Below are 17,310 nucleotides of genomic sequence, written 5' to 3'. Positions count from 1 at the left end.
AGGTATTTCTAATATTTAAAGTTTTTTTATATTTGAATAACGATATTGAAAAATACTGAAATATAAATCCTTACAATGAAAATCACGCTCAACAGAATAAATGACGACTTTTTATTTGAATGTACCAATTCACAAGGGAATTCAATTTTACTGGATAATACCTCTCAGCCGGGAGCAAAAGGGGTTTCCCCTATGGAAAGTGTTTTAATGGCTGTAGCTGGCTGTAGTGGGATAGATGTTGTTTCTATCTTAAAAAAACAAAGGCAGGAAATTAAAAGTTTTAAAGCTGAAGTAGAAGGAGAAAGAGTACCTGTGGATGATGCTAAACCATTCAAGTCAATAACGGTAAAGTTCTTTTTGGAAGGAGATATTGATCCTAAAAAAGCATTGAAAGCAGCTCAGCTTTCTTTTGAAAAATATTGTTCTGTATCTAAAACATTGGAACCTAAGGTTCAGATCAATTATGAAGTCTATCTGAACGAAGAAAAAATATAGATAGTGACTAATGAAAAATAAGCGGGCGGACCTTTAGGTCCGCCCGCTTATTTTTCAAGTAGCTTGTTATATTGATAATCTTGGTTTCAAAAGTTTGGCAACTGTTGCTGTCCATCCCGTTTGATGGGAGGCTCCTACACCCCGCCCATTGTCACCATGGAAATATTCAAAAAAGGTAATATAATCCCTGAAATGTTCATCATAGTTGAGCTTATCATTTTCTCCGTTAAATGCTCTTTTGCCATCCTCATTTCTTAGGAAAATGGAACACAATCTGTTGCTTATATTGTAAGCTACTTCATCAAGATTTCTTTTATCCCCGCTTCCTGTAGGAAGTTCTACTTTTAGGCTGTTTCCATAATAATAATGAAATCTTTGTAAGCTTTCCACAATTAGGAAATTGATAGGAAACCAGATAGGCCCCCTCCAGTTACTGTTTCCTCCAAACATTCTGCTGTCGCTTTCCGCAGGAGTATAATAAACCATATTTTCATTTCCGTGAACAGAAAAGACAAAAGGATTCTCTTCATATACTTTGGACATTGCTCTGATTCCATAAGAGCTTAGAAATTCTTTTTCGTCCAGCATTCTGTTTAAAACTTTTTTAAGTCTGTTTTTCCTCAGGATACTCATTAAATGTTTTCTTCCTCTTCCCTCTTCATCCCAATGGGAAACCAGTTTAGTCAGTTCAGGCTTGTTCTTTAGTACCCAGTCCATTCTTTCTTTAAAATTGGGCATCTTTTCGAGAAGCTCGTGATCAATAATTTCTACAGCAAACAGGGGAATAAGCCCTACGATTGACCGTAGTCTTAAAGATACACTTTCACCATTTCCCAGTTGTAATACATCGTAAAAGAAACCATCCTCTTCATTCCACAGACCTTGCTGCTTATCTCCCATGTTTTCCATGGCTTCAGCAATATACAGATAATGTTCAAAGAATTTAATGGCCATATCCTCGTAAACCTGATAATATTGGGCAAGCTCCATGGCGATTCGCATCATATTCAGGGCATACATGGCCATCCAGCTGGTTCCGTCGGCTTGTTCCAGATGTTGTCCGTCTTTCAATTCCATATTACGGTCAAAAGCTCCGATATTATCCAGACCTAAAAATCCGCCTCCGAAAATATTTTTTCCGTTTTTATCTTTTCGGTTTACCCACCATGTGAAATTAAGAAGCAGTTTTTGAAAAACTTTTTCAAGAAACAGCAAATCCGGTTTTCCATTTGTTTTTTCATCAATTTTAAAAACTCTGAAACATGACCATGCATGTACCGGAGGATTAACATCGCTGAGGTTCCATTCATAAGCAGGAAGCTGGCCGTTAGGATGCATATACCATTCTTTTGTTAAAAGAAGAAGTTGGTTTTTAGCAAATTCAGCATCAATAATGGCAAAAGGAACGCAATGAAATGCAAGGTCCCATGTAGCATACCATGGATACTCCCATTTATCAGGCATGGAAATTATATCCTTGTTGTGCATATGATTCCATTCTGTATTCCTTACATAATCGTCGAAATTTCTGGGCGCTTCAAAATTAGGATCCCCTTTCAGCCATTTTCCAACATTATAGTGATAGAATTGCTTATTCCAAAGTAATCCTGCAAAAGCCTGTCTCTGAACATTTTTTTCATCCTCATTGTTAACATCATTCTGTATATCATCGTAGTATTCATTACATTCAGAGATTCTTTCATTGAAAATTTGATCAAAATCGTCAAATGGGGTTGCTGTTTCTTCAGGAGATAATCTGAATTCAAATGTTTTGGACCCTAGCGCCGGAATAATTTCATCAGCTAAAAAAGAAGCTTTAGTTCCTCTGTTTTCTGGGTTAACTGTATTTTTTTGTTGAATGATGTATTCATTAATCCCATCCTTAAAAAAAGAGTTGTCTATAATCGGAGTCCCATAAAGTTTAGGAGTATTGGTTTCATTATCACAAAATATACTCTTAACGCCGGCATTCCGGGAGTACAGTTTTTTTATAGGAAGACTTTCATGTACAATATCAATAGCTCCGTCCACTCCCTGAGTAAGTTCCGGGCGGTAAGTATTATAACCCCATTTCCAGTTATTCCTGTACCAAAGGGTAGGAGATACTACAATAGGAGCGTCTGTGTTGCTTCTGTTATGGATAGTAACCCTTACGAGAATATCATTAATTCCGGCTTTGCAGTATTCAATGAAAATATCAAAATATTCATTGTTGTTAAATATTCCGGTATCTATTAATTCATATTCCGGCTCCTTTTTGCTGCGGCTGCCATTTTCAGTGATGATCTGCTCATAAGGAAATTCATTAATAGGATATTTGTACACCATCTTCATATAGCTGTGAGTAGGCGTATTATCCAGATAATAGAATATTTCTTTGATGTCTTCCCCATGGTTTCCCTGGTGATTGCTTAAACCAAAAAATCTTTCCTTTACCATTTTATCTTTCTTATTCCAGAAAGAAAGAGCAAAGCATAGAAGTTGTTTAGTATCTGAAATTCCGGCAATACCTTCTTCCCCCCATCGGTAAGTGTAACTTTCCGCCTTATCATGTCCTGTAAATTCCCACGCGTCGCCATTAGGGCTATAATCCTCCCGGACATTCCCCCATTGGCGGTTGCTTACATAAGGTCCCCAATTTTGCCAGTTTTTATCTTGTAATCTTTGTTTTTCAGCATTCATAATCCACATTTTTCAACACGAAGGTAATTTTTTTGAAAAATAATTCCAATTTTTTCAATTTAAAGAATATTTAAGATTTGTAAAGTCGCCGTATTCAAAGGTTTTTCAGAATAAAATATTTTTTTTGTTTCATTTAAGAGAAAAATAAGTATCTTTGTCCCATCGTTCATTCAAATATTGAAAATGTTATCCAGAAAGGTTGAGGGAATAGACCCTGTGAAACCTTAGCAACCCTTTACGTAAGTAAAGAAGGTGCTACGTTCTACCAAAGTAATTTGGACAGATAACTTACTGAATTTTTTCAGCCATTTCTTGTGGCATTTTCAATTGTATTATCAAATAGTAATAGAATTGAAAACAGAACTTTTACATATAAATTTTACTTATCAGACCAATTCCGGAAAGGAATATCATATCCCGTTAAGCTATCAGCTTTTTGGGACAGAATTGTTTACAGCACCCATAATTTTAATTAATCATGCTTTAACCGGAAACTCTGATGTTTCAGGAGAAAAGGGATGGTGGAAAAAATTAATAGGAGAAGGGCAGGTAATAGATACTAATGCATATACTGTTTTATGCTTTAATATTCCTGGAAATGGATATGATCAGTTTCTTATTGATCAATATGAGGATTTTACAGCTTCGGATATAGCCGATATCTTTTTAAGGGGGCTTGAAATTCTTAAAATTAACCAATTATATGCTATTATCGGGGGTTCTTTAGGAGGTGGAATTGGATGGGAAATGTTGACCAAGAGTCCGTCACTTTCTCAATACTTTATTCCAATTGCCTGTGATTTCCGTACTCATGACTGGCTTCATGCGCAGTGCCTTGTTCAGAAATTTTTATTGGATAGTGATAATGAGCCTTTACAGAAAGCGAGAATTCATGCGATGCTTTGCTACAGAACACCTGAATCATTAAATCAGAGATTTCAGAATCAATATAATCAGGAAAAGAAACGGCTGGAATCTGAAGACTGGCTAGTTTATCATGGAAATGCATTGAATGGAAGGTTTAGCTTGCAATCCTACAAACTGATGAACCATCTTCTGATGAATATTAATGTGAAGGAAAATTTATTAGACAGGATAGAAGCGGAAATTCATTTAATATCAGTCGATACGGATTTATTTTTTCCACCTTCTGAAATCAAATCCTGTTTTGAAAAACTGAAAGAAAAGAAAAAGAATGTTTTCTATCAGGAAATACAATCTATCCACGGGCATGACGCTTTTTTAATGGAATACGAACAATTAAATAATATAATAAAAAACATTTTATAGGGATGAAAAATCATAACGAAATAAAGATTCTGAAAAACAGATCAATTATAAAATTTGAAGGGGAAGATTTTCTGGGGGAAATCGGTATTGATGGAAGAATTTTTAAAGCACTTACTTTAGCAAGAATCAGTGTGGGAGTAATTTCACAACAGGCTATAGAAAATGGAATTTCAATTCTGGTTCATGAAAATGACTCCGAGAATGCAGTGAACTGTCTGATTAATGAATTTGAAGAAGAAAGAAAATCAGGAAAAGTTTCCCAGATTTACAGTATTAATAATGTATCTGTACTAGGTTTTGTTGCAGAGGACTTTAATAAAATCTTAGCTGAATTAGCAAGGAACAACGTTTTTCCATTGCTTCTTAATCAGAATTCAAGCGAAAAAAGAGTGAATATAGTGGTGACTTCCTCACAGGATGAAAAAACCAGAAATATTATTGAATCTGAGATTTTCAAAAAACCTAAAACAGTTCATCTGGCAATTATAGGTCATGGGAATGTAGGAAAAACACTAATTGATCAGGTACTTGAATCTGCAGAAGAGATTAAAAGACGTAAAAAGATTGATCTGAAAGTAGTAGCAGTAGCCAATTCAAGAAAAATAGCATTCAATAAGAAAGGTTTTGATGAAGGATGGAAGAATGAAATTCAGGGAGCGGAAAGTCCGTCAGATATTAAAGAGTTGATTAGTTTCTCTAAAGATAATCAATTGGAAAACCTGATCGTAGTAGATAATACGGCAAGTAAAGATTTTGTAAAGAATTATCAGGCATTGGCAGAAAATGGGTTTGATCTGGTTTCTTCCAATAAAATCTTTAATACACTTCCGATAGAAGAATACAGAAAATTGAGATACACATTAAATAAAAATAACAGAAGGTACCTTTATGAAACCAATGTAGGAGCAGGTCTGCCCTTAATTGACACCATCAAACTATTACATCTCTCAGGGGAAAATATCACAAGAATAAAAGGGGTGTTTTCCGGATCTTTGAGCTATATATTTAATAATTTCTCTGTGAGAAACGATAAATTCTCTACGATAATCGGGGAGGCCATGGAAAAAGGATTTACAGAACCTGATCCGCGTGAAGATCTGTCAGGGAATGATGTGGCCCGTAAACTCTTGATTTTAGCAAGAGAGCTGGATCTGATTAATGAATTCACCGATATCAATATCCAGAATCTGATCCCTGAACATCTTCTTGCTGTGGATAAAAACGAATTTATTTCAAGATTGGAAGAGCTGGATGAAGAATATCAGAAGATTAAAGACCATCAGGAAAAGGATCATGTTTTACGTTATGTAGGAGATCTGCATGGAGATTTACAACAGGAGAAAGGTTTACTTGATGTGAAACTGGTTTCTGTTCCTGCAAGCTCAGCCTTAGGACAGTTGAAAGGTTCCGATTCTATCTTTGAAATTTATACTGAAAGCTATGGTGAAAATCCGATTGTAATAATGGGAGCCGGTGCCGGTGCAAAAGTTACGGCAAGAGGTGTTTTCGGAGATATTTTAAGAGTAAGCGAAACAAAATAAAAAATAAATAATGGAATAGTGTAACACTTTGCTAATGAGATTCTTCATTTCGTTCCGGATGACCAAACCTCATTTATTGCTACATTGTTAAACTGCTTCATTGTTATATTATATAAATTAAAACTATATGGAAAATTTTGAAACATTTGCAATAAGAACTCAGACTGAGAGAAGTCAGTTTGATGAGCATTCCACACCATTATATCTTACATCCAGTTTTATTTTTCAGGATGCTGAAGATATGAGGGCAAGTTTTGCAGAAGAAAAATCCAAGAATTTATACAGCCGTTTTTCCAATCCGAATGTTACCGAATTTACGGATAAGATCGTGAAAATGGAAGGTGCAGAAGCTGGATATGCTTTTGCTACAGGAATGGCAGCAATTTATTCCACATTTGCTACCTTATTAAATGCAGGAGATCATATTGTAAGTTGTCAGTCTGTTTTTGGATCTACCCATACCTTATTTACCAAGTATTTCCCAAAATGGAATATTGAAACCACTTATTTCAAAGCGGAAGATGCAGAAAATGTAGAAAAATATATTCAGGCTAATACTAAGATTTTATATCTGGAAACGCCTACCAATCCCGCAATTGAAGTTTTGGACCTTGAATATTTAGGGAAAATTGCCAAAAAACATAATCTGCTTTTTATTGTAGATAATTGTTTCGCAACTCCTTACCTTCAGCAGCCTATCAAATACGGAGCCGATGTTGTCGTCCATTCCGCTACAAAACTGATTGACGGACAGGGAAGAGTATTAGGTGGTGTAGCTGTAGGGAAGGCAGACCTGATAAGAGAAATTTATCTTTTTGCAAGAAATACAGGGCCGGCAATGTCTCCATTCAATGCATGGGTACTATCTAAAAGCTTGGAAACACTTGCTGTCAGAGTAGATAAGCATTGTGAAAATGCTTTGAAAGTAGCAGAGTTTTTGGAAGCCCATCCTAATGTGGAATTGGTGAAATATCCATTCCTACCTTCCCATCCTAATTACGAAGTTGCCAAGAAGCAGATGAAATTGGGAGGGAATATTGTAGCCTTTGAAATAAAAGGAGGCATAGAAGGAGGAAGAAAGTTTTTAGATAAAATAAAAATGTGTTCGCTTTCTGCCAATTTGGGAGATACGAGAACTATTGTAACGCATCCTGCATCTACAACGCATTCTAAGCTGAGTGATGAAGAGCGAAATGAAGTAGGAATTACCGCTGGACTGGTACGCTGTTCGGTAGGTTTGGAGAATGTGGAAGATATTATTGCAGACTTAAAGCAGGCATTAGATTAACTCAAAAATTTAAATCCATTTACTTGAAATAAGGTAAGTGGATTTTGACTGAAATGTAGACAATGAAAAATTCAAAACAATTATACAAAGCGCTTTCAGAAAGAATTTTAATTCTGGACGGAGCTATGGGGACCATGCTTCAGCGTTATAAGTTTGAAGAAGAAGATTACCGCGGGGAACGTTTCAAAGATTATCCATATCTGGTAAAGGGAAATAATGATCTTTTGTCCTTGACTCAGCCTCATGCCATAGAAGAAGTTCATAAGAAATACCTTGAAGCAGGAGCAGATATTATAGAAACAAATACATTTTCCGGAACGACTATTGCGATGGCAGATTATCATATGGAAGATCTGGTGTATGAACTCAACTATGAATCCGCAAAAATAGCAAGAAAAGCCTGTGATGAGTTTACGGCAAAGAATCCTGATAAACCAAGGTTTGTGGCAGGATCAATCGGTCCTACTAATAAAACAGCAAGTTTAAGTCCGGATGTTAATGACCCCGGATATAGAGCGATTACTTTTGATGAATTGAAAACAGCCTATAAGCAGCAGTCTGAAGCTTTGTTAGATGGTGGTTCGGATATCCTGTTGGTAGAAACCATTTTTGATACTTTGAATGCAAAAGCAGCTCTTTTTGCTATCGATGAAATTCAGGATGAAAGAGGAGTTGAAATTCCCATTATGGTTTCAGGTACAATTACAGATGCCTCAGGAAGAACATTAAGCGGACAGACAGCAGAAGCATTTTTAATTTCAGTATCCCATTTGAATTTGCTGAGTGTAGGATTTAACTGTGCTCTGGGGGCGAATCAGCTAACACCTTATCTGGAAACCCTGGCACATAATTCCGAGTTTTATATATCCGCCTATCCGAATGCCGGATTACCTAATGCTTTTGGACAATATGATGAAACTCCTGAGCATATGGCGGCACAGATAAGAGAGTATGTAGAAAAAAAATTAATTAATATAATAGGAGGTTGCTGTGGTACAACTCCCGATCATATTAAGGCGATCGCAGATCTTGTAAAAGGTTATAAACCAAGACAATTGGAAAAATTTTCATAAGAAAATAGTTTTTTTTGACTAAATTGAGTGTGAAAAAGAAGATTAGTAAAATAATATCTTGATTTACACGCACCAAAAAAAATAATAGTCATGGAAAAACCTAGTTATCTTAAAAATCCCGAGGAGATTAAATTATTTAACGAATTGAGAAAAAGAGTAAACGAGAGAATAGAAGCGATCCCAGAAAACCGGGATATTTATATCCGGATTAAGGCAATCCTTTTACCTGTAGTTTACTTTGGGCTGTATTTTATTGCTGTGTTTAACGGAGATCAGTCATGGGTGTATATTACAAGTTTTGTATTGATGGGAGTAACTCTGGTATTGATCTATCTGAACCTCATTCATGAGGCTGCTCACAACAATATTTATAAAAGCAAGAAAATGAATTGGCTGATCTTACATATTTTTGATTTTATAGGAGCTAATTCCTATATCTGGAAAAAAAGGCATATTTCGAGTCATCATGCTTACCCTAACGTAGACGGGTGGGATACGGATATTGAGCAGAGTGGACTCATATTGATTGTTCCCGGAGAAGAAGCAAAAGGAATACAAAAGTACCAGCACAAATTTTTCTTTTTTGTTTATCCGTTATATCTTTTTAATTGGATGTTTATCCGTGATTTCCGTGACTTTTTTGATAAAGACAGGGCGATTATTAAAACTCAGGGAGCTATTCCTGTAGGTGAAAAGATTAAAATGATAGTCTACAAGTTGTTTTATTTCACATATCAGATCATACTTCCAATTATTTTATTTAAAGTATCGGTAGGATTAGCTTTAGGAGCCTGGTTTTTACAAATCATCATAGCAAGTGTATTTGCCCTGTTTGTTTTGTTACCACTTCACCCTCTTCCGGATAATGCATTTCCGAAACTGGATAAGGAAAAGAATTTGCCTTTTACCTGGGTTCGCCATCAATTGGAGGTAACTAATGATTTAGCAGAAAATAACTGGTTGGTGAGAAATATACTGGGAAACTTTAATTTCCATGTAGCTCATCATCTGTTTCCTAATTATAGTTACGTTTACTATAATGAAATAACAGAGGAGATAGAAAAATTTGCAGAAGAGAACGGTTTAACTTATAAGAGATTCCCCTTGCTGAAAGCATTAGGCAAGCATCGGGATTTACTGAAACAAAATGCAACCAATGCATATTATATTTTAGAAGAATAGATATTAATGAAATACCTAAGATTATCGGGTCTTGAACCCCTTATTATAACCCCTCAGAGTAATTTTATCAATGTTGGCGAAAGAACAAACGTCGCTGGCTCAAAGAAGTTTCTGAGACTTATTAAAGAAGAGAAGTTTGCAGAAGCGTTAGATATAGCAAGGCATCAGGTAGAGGGTGGTGCCCAGATTTTAGATGTCAATTTTGATGATGGTCTGATAGATGGAAAGGCATCTATGATCAAATTTCTTAATCTCATTGCATCAGAGCCGGATATTGCAAGAATTCCTATCATGATAGATTCTTCCAAGTGGGAGATTCTGGAAGCGGGCTTACAGGTGGCACAAGGAAAATGTGTTGTGAACTCTATCAGCCTGAAAGGAGGTGAAGAAGAGTTTATCAGACAGGCAAAGGCAATCAAAAGATATGGTGCAGCAGTTATTGTCATGGCTTTTGATGAAGAAGGTCAGGCTGATAATCTGGATCGAAGGATCGAAATTTCAAAGAGATCCTATGATATTTTAGTTAATAAGCTAAAATTTCCGCCTGAAGATATTATTTTCGATCTTAATATTTTCCCGGTAGCAACTGGAATGGAAGAACATAGAAGAAATGCTCTGGATTTTATCGATGCTACAAGATGGGTAAGACAAAATCTTCCTTACGCTTCCGTAAGCGGAGGAGTCAGTAATGTATCCTTTTCATTCCGTGGAAATGATACAGTAAGAGAAGCCATGCACTCGGTTTTTCTTTATTATGCGATTCAGGCCGGAATGAATATGGGGATTGTAAACCCGGCCATGCTTGAAGTATATGATGAAATTAATAAAGAACTTTTAGAACTTGTAGAGGATGTTATTCTTGATAGAAGAGATGATGCTACAGAGAGGCTTTTAGATTATTCCGAAAAACATAAATCGGTTAAGAAAGAGAAAGTCGAGGATCTTGAATGGAGAAACCATCCGTTGCAGGATCGTATTACCCATGCTTTGGTGAAAGGAATTGACCGTTTTATCGAAGAAGATGTAGAAGAAGCGAGAAAACTTGCTGACAAGCCTCTGCATGTTATTGAAATTAACCTGATGACAGGAATGGGAGTGGTTGGAGACCTGTTTGGAAGTGGAAAAATGTTCCTGCCTCAGGTGGTAAAATCAGCCAGGGTAATGAAGAAAGCAGTAGCATATCTGCAACCTTTTATTGAAGCAGAAAAAGATGGGTCCAAGCCGGCCAACGGAAAGATTCTGATGGCTACGGTGAAAGGAGATGTTCACGATATCGGGAAGAATATTGTAAGTGTCGTTTTAGGATGTAATAACTATGAAATTGTAGATCTCGGAGTAATGGTTCCTGCAGAAAAAATCATTCAGACAGCTATTGAGGAAAAAGTGGATGTCATCGGATTGAGTGGTTTGATTACTCCTAGCTTGGATGAAATGGTTTATATCGCTGCTGAGTTGGATAGGCAGAATCTCAATTTTCCGTTATTAATAGGAGGGGCAACTACATCCAAAGCCCATACAGCAGTAAAAATTGACCCTAAATATAAAAATTCCGTTGTTCATGTAAATGATGCATCAAGAGCGGTAAATGTCGTAAGCTCTTTATTAGGAGACAGAAATAAAGAATATGTAGAAGACCTTAAAAGTGAATATTCCGATTTCCGTGAAAAATTCCTTAACAGGCAGGTTGAAAAAGAATATGTTTCTATAGGAGAGGCAAGGAAAAAGCATTTTACAATAGATTGGGAAAAGGAAAATATTTTCGTTCCTAAAAACCTGGGAGTAAAAGTTGTACAAAATCAGGATTTAAAGGATTTGGAGCCTTTTATCGATTGGTCACCTTTCTTCAGAAGCTGGGATTTGCATGGTAAGTTTCCTAATATTCTGGAAGATGAGATTGTGGGTGAACAAGCCAAAGAACTTTATCAGGATGGAAAGAAAATTCTAAAGAAAATAATAGATGAAAAATTACTTACGGCGAAAGCTGTTTTTGGAGTTTTTAAAGCGAATTCCAATGAGACAGATGATATTTTGATCCTTGATGATCATGATCAACCGATAAATAAATTTATTACTTTAAGACAGCAGGTTCAGAAGTCACAGGGGAAAGAATATCTCGCTTTAAGTGATTTTATTGCACCTCAAAGTTCAGGAAAGACTGATTATGTAGGAGCCTTTTGCGTAACTACAGGATTTGGTACCGATGAACTGGCTTCCCAATATGAAAAAGCGAATGACGATTATAATTCTATCATGGTGAAAGCGATTGCAGACAGATTAGCGGAAGCCTATGCGGAATTCTTGCATAAAAAAGTGAGAACCGAATATTGGGGATATGCGAATCAGGAGCAGCTTAATAATGAAGATCTTATCGCTGAAAAATATAAAGGAATAAGACCCGCTCCAGGGTATCCTGCATGTCCCGACCACTTGGAAAAGCACACCATTTGGGACCTTCTTAAAGTAGAAGAAAATATAGGAGTATTCCTTACTGAAAGCCTGGCTATGTTCCCTACGGCCTCTGTTTCCGGGTATTATTTCGGAAATCCGAATGCCAAATATTTCGGAGTGGGAAAAATAGCAGAAGACCAGTTGAAAGATTACTCAATAAGAAAAGGAATTACAGAAGAAGAAGCCAGAAAATGGTTGTCACCTAATTTAGCAGATTAATAAAGATATGAAGATTACTGAACATATAAAGAATGCCAATGGAAAAACGCTCTTTTCTCTGGAAGTTATTCCTCCGACAAAAGGGATTGGAATTGAAGATTTATATAAAAATATAGATCCATTGATGGAATTTAAACCTCCTTTTATCGATGTAACCACTTCTAGGGAAGAATACATTTATATCGATAAAGGAAACGGATTGATGGAGAGGAAAACTACCAGAATGCGCCCGGGAACATTAGGGATTTGCGCAGCTATTCAGCATAAATATGATGTGGATACAGTTCCTCACTTACTTTGTGGAGGATTTACAAAAGAAGAAACAGAATATCTTCTGGTAGATTGTATGTATCTGGGAATAGAGAATGTGATGGCGCTTCGCGGAGATGCTATGAAAGGGCATCAGTATTTTGAGCCAACGCCTGGAGGACATGAAAGTGCGATGGATCTTGTACATCAGATCAATGATCTGGGAAGAGGGAAATACCTTCATGATGAAGACCAGGTGTGTGATGAATTCAATAAATTCTGCATAGGAGTTGCCGGATATCCTGAAAAGCATATTGAAGCCCCTTCCATGAATTATGATTTGAAATGGCTGAAGCAAAAAGTAGATGCCGGAGCAGATTATATCGTAACTCAAATGTTTTTTGATAATAAAAAATACATAGAGTTCGTAAAGAAGGTCCGTGAAATGGGAATTAACATTCCTATTATTCCGGGAATTAAGCCTATTGCAACTAAAAAACATTTAAAAATATTACCTCAGGTATTTAAGATAGATCTTCCCGAAGATTTGATCACAGCAGTGGAAAGTGCTAAAAATAATGAAGCGGTTAAACAGATCGGTATAGAATGGGCAATTAACCAGTGTAAAGAGCTTCTTGATTTTGGAGTACCTGTACTGCACTTCTATTCAATGGGAAAAAGTGATAACATTAAAAAAGTAGCTAGTGAGCTATTTTGATATACATTTAACTAGGCTGCTTAATGAGCAGCCTTTTTTATTTCGATTTTAGAATAATGAAATAATAATGTAATCGGAATCGAAAATAAATCTAGTCTACTATTGGATGCCTTTCAAACTCTTTATTTCTGTCAAATAAATACCTGTAAGTAGCTAATCGTCTTGTAACAGTTGTATCCAGAGTTTCTGCAATTTTGATCATTTTAGGATTGAAATCGCCGATCCATTGCAGTTCTGTAACAGTAAAATCTGTGTTTTTTCTAAGATGTTGGGTGCCTTCCCAGATCATATAGCCTTCGATACCTTTCTTCTGCCATGCGGGAATTACTCCAAATACTAAACCCACCATCTTTTCATTTTTCTTAAAACTTTTATACCACAAGAATTTCAGTTTTTGAAGGAATCCGAATTTTCCATTCAGATATTTAAACCATTGGTTCAGATCCGGAATGTTTATCCACATGGCAATCGGCCTTTCGTTCTCATAGACAAACCATGAAATATGTTCATTGATGATAGGTTTCATTGTTTTGAATATCCTTATGGCTTTCGCTTTTTCCATCTGCTTTCCACCACCATGAGATGCCCAGGCCTGATTATAGATTTCAACGAAATCTGCTGCAAACTTTTCCAGATTATTTTTTTTTAAAGGTTTTGCAGAAATGGCAGGGTTTCGTGAATGTTTAGCGTGCATAAGGGTGAATACTCTAGAAACCTCAGCAAAAATGGGTCGTGAGAAACAAAGCTGCTCATAATAAATACGGAAACCGTAATTTTCAAGAAGTTCTTTATAGTAAGGGAAATTATAATTCATGCCGTATAAAGGTTCCATATAGCCCTCGGTGAGTAATCCCCAAAACTTATCCCGTTCCCCAAAGTTAATAGGGCCGTCCATCGCCTCCATTCCTCTTTCTCGCAGCCATTCCTTGCAATAATCAAATATAAAGTCGGCAGTTTGTTGATCATTGATACAGTCGAAAAAGCCAATCCCTCCTGTGGGTTGGTCTTGTTCGTAAAGTGTATTAATGAAAACGGCTACTTTACCTACAGTTTCATGGTCCTTGTTCAGAAACAAAAATCTTTTACATTCCCCGCTTTTAAAAAATTTATTTTTAGTAGGGTCGAAAAAAATTTCAATTTCGTGATTAAGGGGTCGGATATAATTTTTATCATGCTGGTAAAGCCTTACCGGAAATTCTAAAAATTCTTTTTTCTGCTTTTCATTTTGTACTTCTTCAACAAAAATCATGGTTAATATACAAATAGAATGGGAAGGTAATATTTTTTAGGCGAATTTAAAATATAATGAAGAAATATTATCCGTATTTTTGTCCCAAAATAAATGGAAATGGTTGATTTTACTGATAACGACGATGATATTTTTACAGGGAAAGAGCATACACCTATAAGGAAGGATGCTTTTGATAAATCGCCACAGGAAAAAGTAGAAAAAATTACTCAGCTTTTCGGAGAAATTATGGAAACATTGGGATTAGATATGACTGACGATTCCCTTAAGGATTCTCCGAAGCGTGTTGCTAAAATGTATGTGAATGAAATTTTTGGAGGACTTCTTCCCGAAAATAAACCGGGAATTTCTACTTTCTCCAATAAATATAAATATAGACAAATGTTAGTGGAAAAGGATATTACAGTTTATTCTTTCTGCGAGCACCATTTTTTACCTATTATTGGAAAAGCTCATGTTGCTTATATTTCCAATGGAGAAGTAATAGGGCTCTCTAAAATTAATAGAATTGTAGACTATTACGCTAAAAGGCCACAGGTTCAGGAAAGGCTGACCATGCAGATAGTGGAAGCTCTTAAAGAAGCATTAGGAACTAAAAATGTAGCGTGTATTATAGATGCCAAACATTTGTGTGTAAATTGCAGAGGAATAAAAGATACGGCAAGTTCTACCATTACAGCGGAACTAAGTGGTATTTTTAGAACAAACCCTATTACAAGACAGGAATTCCTGCATTACGTAGGAAGTCATGCTAAATTTGATTAAATTAAATCTATAATGAACTATCAGATTCTCAAAAATATAATAGAAAGTGAACTTCAAAGATTTGAAAAAATCTCTGAAGAGGATTGGTCATATAAACCTCAACCCGAAAAATGGTCTAAAAAAGAAGTTTTGGGACATCTGTGTGATAGTGCTTTGACTAATATCAGACGATTTGTAGTTACCCAATATAAAGAAAATGAAAATATCATTTATGACCAGGATTTTTGGGTAAAAGCTCAAAACTATCAGAATATTCCTACGGCTGAGGTGATCAGTTTATGGAAAGTTTTAAACCTTCAGATTGTACATACCGTTGAAAATATACCTGATGAAGCTTTAACCCGTATTTGTGATACTACGAAAGGGAAACCACAAGTTTTTACGCTGGAATTCCTCATCAGTGATTATGTAGATCATATGAATTATCATCTAAAAGCTATTTGATTATGATAAAATTTAAAAAAGTTTCAGACAAAATATTTTTAGTGACAATTGTCTGTTGTTGCTAATATCCTATGGACCGAACTCAATTAAATTTTAAAAATTAAAAAGAACATAATGCAGTTAAAAATATATAACTCGCTTACAGCAGAAAAAGAAATATTTAAACCTATTTTAGAAGGAAATATAGGGATGTATGTTTGTGGACCTACAGTTTACAGTAATGTGCATTTAGGAAATGTGAGAACATTCCTTTCCTTCGACTTTATCTACAGAACACTGATACATTTAGGATATAAGGTGAGATATGTAAGAAATATTACGGATGCAGGACACCTTACGGATGATGGGAATGTGGAAAATGACAGGTTCGTCAAGCAGACCCGTCTTGAAAAATTAGAACCCATGGAAATCGTACAGAAATATACGGTTGATTTTCATAAGGTACTTGAAATGTTTAATTTATTACCTCCTAATATAGAGCCTACGGCAACAGGACATATTGTAGAGCAGATTGAGCTGACTCAAAAGCTGATAGAGAAGGGATTTGCTTATGAAAGTAATGGTTCCGTTTACTTTGATGTAATTGAATATAATAAAAGAGGAATGAACTACGGAGAACTTTCCAAAAGAAATATCGAAGAATTGTTCGCTAATACCAGAGATCTTGATGGTCAGGGTGAAAAGAAGAATCCTCAGGATTTTGCTTTATGGAAAAAAGCATCTCCTGCTCATATCATGCGATGGAACTCTCCTTGGGGAGAAGGATTTCCTGGATGGCACCTCGAATGTACTGCAATGAGTACAAAATATCTGGGAGAGAACTTTGATATCCACGGAGGAGGAATGGATCTTAAATTTCCACATCATGAATGTGAAATAGCACAGGGAAAAGCCTGCAATGATACAAGTCCGGTAAATTACTGGATGCATGCCAATATGCTTACCATGAACGGGCAGCGTATGAGTAAATCTACAGGAAATTATATCCTGCCTATGCAATTGGTTTCTGGAGACAATAATTTCTTTGAAAAACCTTTTCATCCCACGATAGTACGTTTCTGCTTTTTACAGGCTCATTACCGAAGCGTATTGGATATTTCCAATGATGCAATGGTAGCCAGTGAAAAAGGGTATTTAAGATTAATGGAGGCCTATAAACTTCTTAATTCTATTACACCCGATGAGGTTAAGGAATCAGGATTTAATCTTCAGGATTGGAAAAATAAATGCTATGAAGCATTAACAGACGATTTTAATTCCCCGATTCTTATTGCTCATTTATTTGAAGTGGTAAAATATATTTTTGCTTTGAATGATGGAAAAGAAACAATTTCTACAAAAGATTTAGAGGAACTGAAAGAAATACTTAAGGCCTTTATTTTTGATGTGCTTGGATTACAGGCGATCGAAGAAAATAATAATGAAAAGTTAGACCAGACTTTGCAGGTTTTAATTGAATTGCGAAACCAAGCCAGAAAAGCCAAAAATTTTGAACTTTCCGACCAAATCAGAGACAGGCTTTTAGCAGAAGGGATTGAGCTGAAAGATGGCAGAGACGGAACATCTTATGTCCTGAACTAAATAAGAAATTAACAAATTATATATTCTCGCAAATTGAACAAATAGTATCATCTCAGTTTGCGAGATATTTTTTATACACAATTTGA

Annotated in this window: 13 protein-coding genes and 1 riboswitch; of the genes, 11 read left to right on the top strand and 2 right to left on the bottom strand. The window is 35.8% G+C overall.

Annotated elements, in window-relative coordinates:
* The first annotated feature begins 75 nt into the window (after positions 1-75).
* Positions 76-495: an OsmC family protein gene (locus Q0A18_RS04585; protein WP_292008994.1), complete on the top strand. Its 420-nt coding sequence runs from the start codon at positions 76-78 to the stop codon at positions 493-495.
* A gap of 66 nt (positions 496-561) precedes the next feature.
* Here the strand turns inward: Q0A18_RS04585 and Q0A18_RS04580 are convergent, their stop codons facing one another.
* A complete protein-coding gene (locus Q0A18_RS04580) occupies positions 562-3,177 on the bottom strand; it encodes a glucosidase (protein WP_292008993.1) in 2,616 nt (871 codons plus the stop codon).
* Between the two features lie 183 nt (positions 3,178-3,360).
* Positions 3,361-3,467, top strand: a riboswitch (SAM riboswitch).
* Between the two features lie 61 nt (positions 3,468-3,528).
* Here Q0A18_RS04580 and Q0A18_RS04575 point away from each other — a divergent pair.
* From Q0A18_RS04575 to metF, 7 genes are all read left to right on the top strand, one after another.
* Positions 3,529-4,467 carry an alpha/beta fold hydrolase gene (locus tag Q0A18_RS04575; RefSeq protein ID WP_292008992.1) on the top strand — a complete coding sequence of 313 codons (939 nt, stop codon included), beginning with the start codon at positions 3,529-3,531 and terminating at the stop codon, positions 4,465-4,467.
* 2 nt (positions 4,468-4,469) lie between these two features.
* Entirely contained in the window at positions 4,470-6,008 is a 1,539-nt protein-coding gene (locus Q0A18_RS04570) for a homoserine dehydrogenase (protein ID WP_292008991.1), read from the top strand.
* Positions 6,009-6,135: 127 nt separating this feature from the next.
* Positions 6,136-7,296, top strand: a complete 1,161-nt coding sequence (locus Q0A18_RS04565) for an O-succinylhomoserine sulfhydrylase (RefSeq protein ID WP_292008990.1) — start codon at positions 6,136-6,138, stop codon at positions 7,294-7,296.
* A gap of 62 nt (positions 7,297-7,358) precedes the next feature.
* Positions 7,359-8,369 carry a homocysteine S-methyltransferase family protein gene (locus Q0A18_RS04560; RefSeq protein ID WP_292008989.1) on the top strand — a complete coding sequence of 337 codons (1,011 nt, stop codon included), beginning with the start codon at positions 7,359-7,361 and terminating at the stop codon, positions 8,367-8,369.
* 90 nt (positions 8,370-8,459) lie between these two features.
* Entirely contained in the window at positions 8,460-9,551 is a 1,092-nt protein-coding gene (locus Q0A18_RS04555; protein WP_292008988.1) for a fatty acid desaturase, read from the top strand.
* A gap of 6 nt (positions 9,552-9,557) precedes the next feature.
* Positions 9,558-12,218 (top strand): methionine synthase, encoded by a 2,661-nt coding sequence (gene metH / locus Q0A18_RS04550; RefSeq protein WP_292008987.1) that lies wholly within the window; start codon positions 9,558-9,560, stop codon positions 12,216-12,218.
* 7 nt (positions 12,219-12,225) lie between these two features.
* The gene (metF, locus tag Q0A18_RS04545; protein ID WP_292008986.1) at positions 12,226-13,185 is read left to right on the top strand and encodes a methylenetetrahydrofolate reductase [NAD(P)H]; all 960 of its coding nucleotides are present in this window, start codon (positions 12,226-12,228) and stop codon (positions 13,183-13,185) included.
* Between the two features lie 91 nt (positions 13,186-13,276).
* On the opposite strand, the gene Q0A18_RS04540 is transcribed toward metF, so the two are convergent.
* Positions 13,277-14,434 carry a hypothetical protein gene (locus Q0A18_RS04540; protein ID WP_292008985.1) on the bottom strand — a complete coding sequence of 386 codons (1,158 nt, stop codon included), beginning with the start codon at positions 14,432-14,434 and terminating at the stop codon, positions 13,277-13,279.
* A gap of 99 nt (positions 14,435-14,533) precedes the next feature.
* Here Q0A18_RS04540 and folE point away from each other — a divergent pair, with 99 nt between their 5' ends.
* From folE to cysS, 3 genes are all read left to right on the top strand, one after another.
* Complete coding sequence (gene folE, locus Q0A18_RS04535; RefSeq protein ID WP_292008984.1) at positions 14,534-15,199, top strand: GTP cyclohydrolase I FolE; 666 nt, start codon at positions 14,534-14,536, stop codon at positions 15,197-15,199.
* 12 nt (positions 15,200-15,211) lie between these two features.
* Entirely contained in the window at positions 15,212-15,643 is a 432-nt protein-coding gene (locus Q0A18_RS04530; RefSeq protein ID WP_292008983.1) for a DinB family protein, read from the top strand.
* 114 nt (positions 15,644-15,757) lie between these two features.
* A complete protein-coding gene (gene cysS / locus Q0A18_RS04525) occupies positions 15,758-17,224 on the top strand; it encodes a cysteine--tRNA ligase (RefSeq protein WP_292008982.1) in 1,467 nt (488 codons plus the stop codon).
* Positions 17,225-17,310 lie beyond the last annotated feature (86 nt).

The sequence above is a fragment of the Chryseobacterium sp. genome, from assembly GCF_022712095.1.
Taxonomy (GTDB): Bacteria; Bacteroidota; Bacteroidia; order Flavobacteriales; family Weeksellaceae; genus Chryseobacterium.
This window is presented reverse-complemented; position numbering and strand designations above follow the sequence as displayed.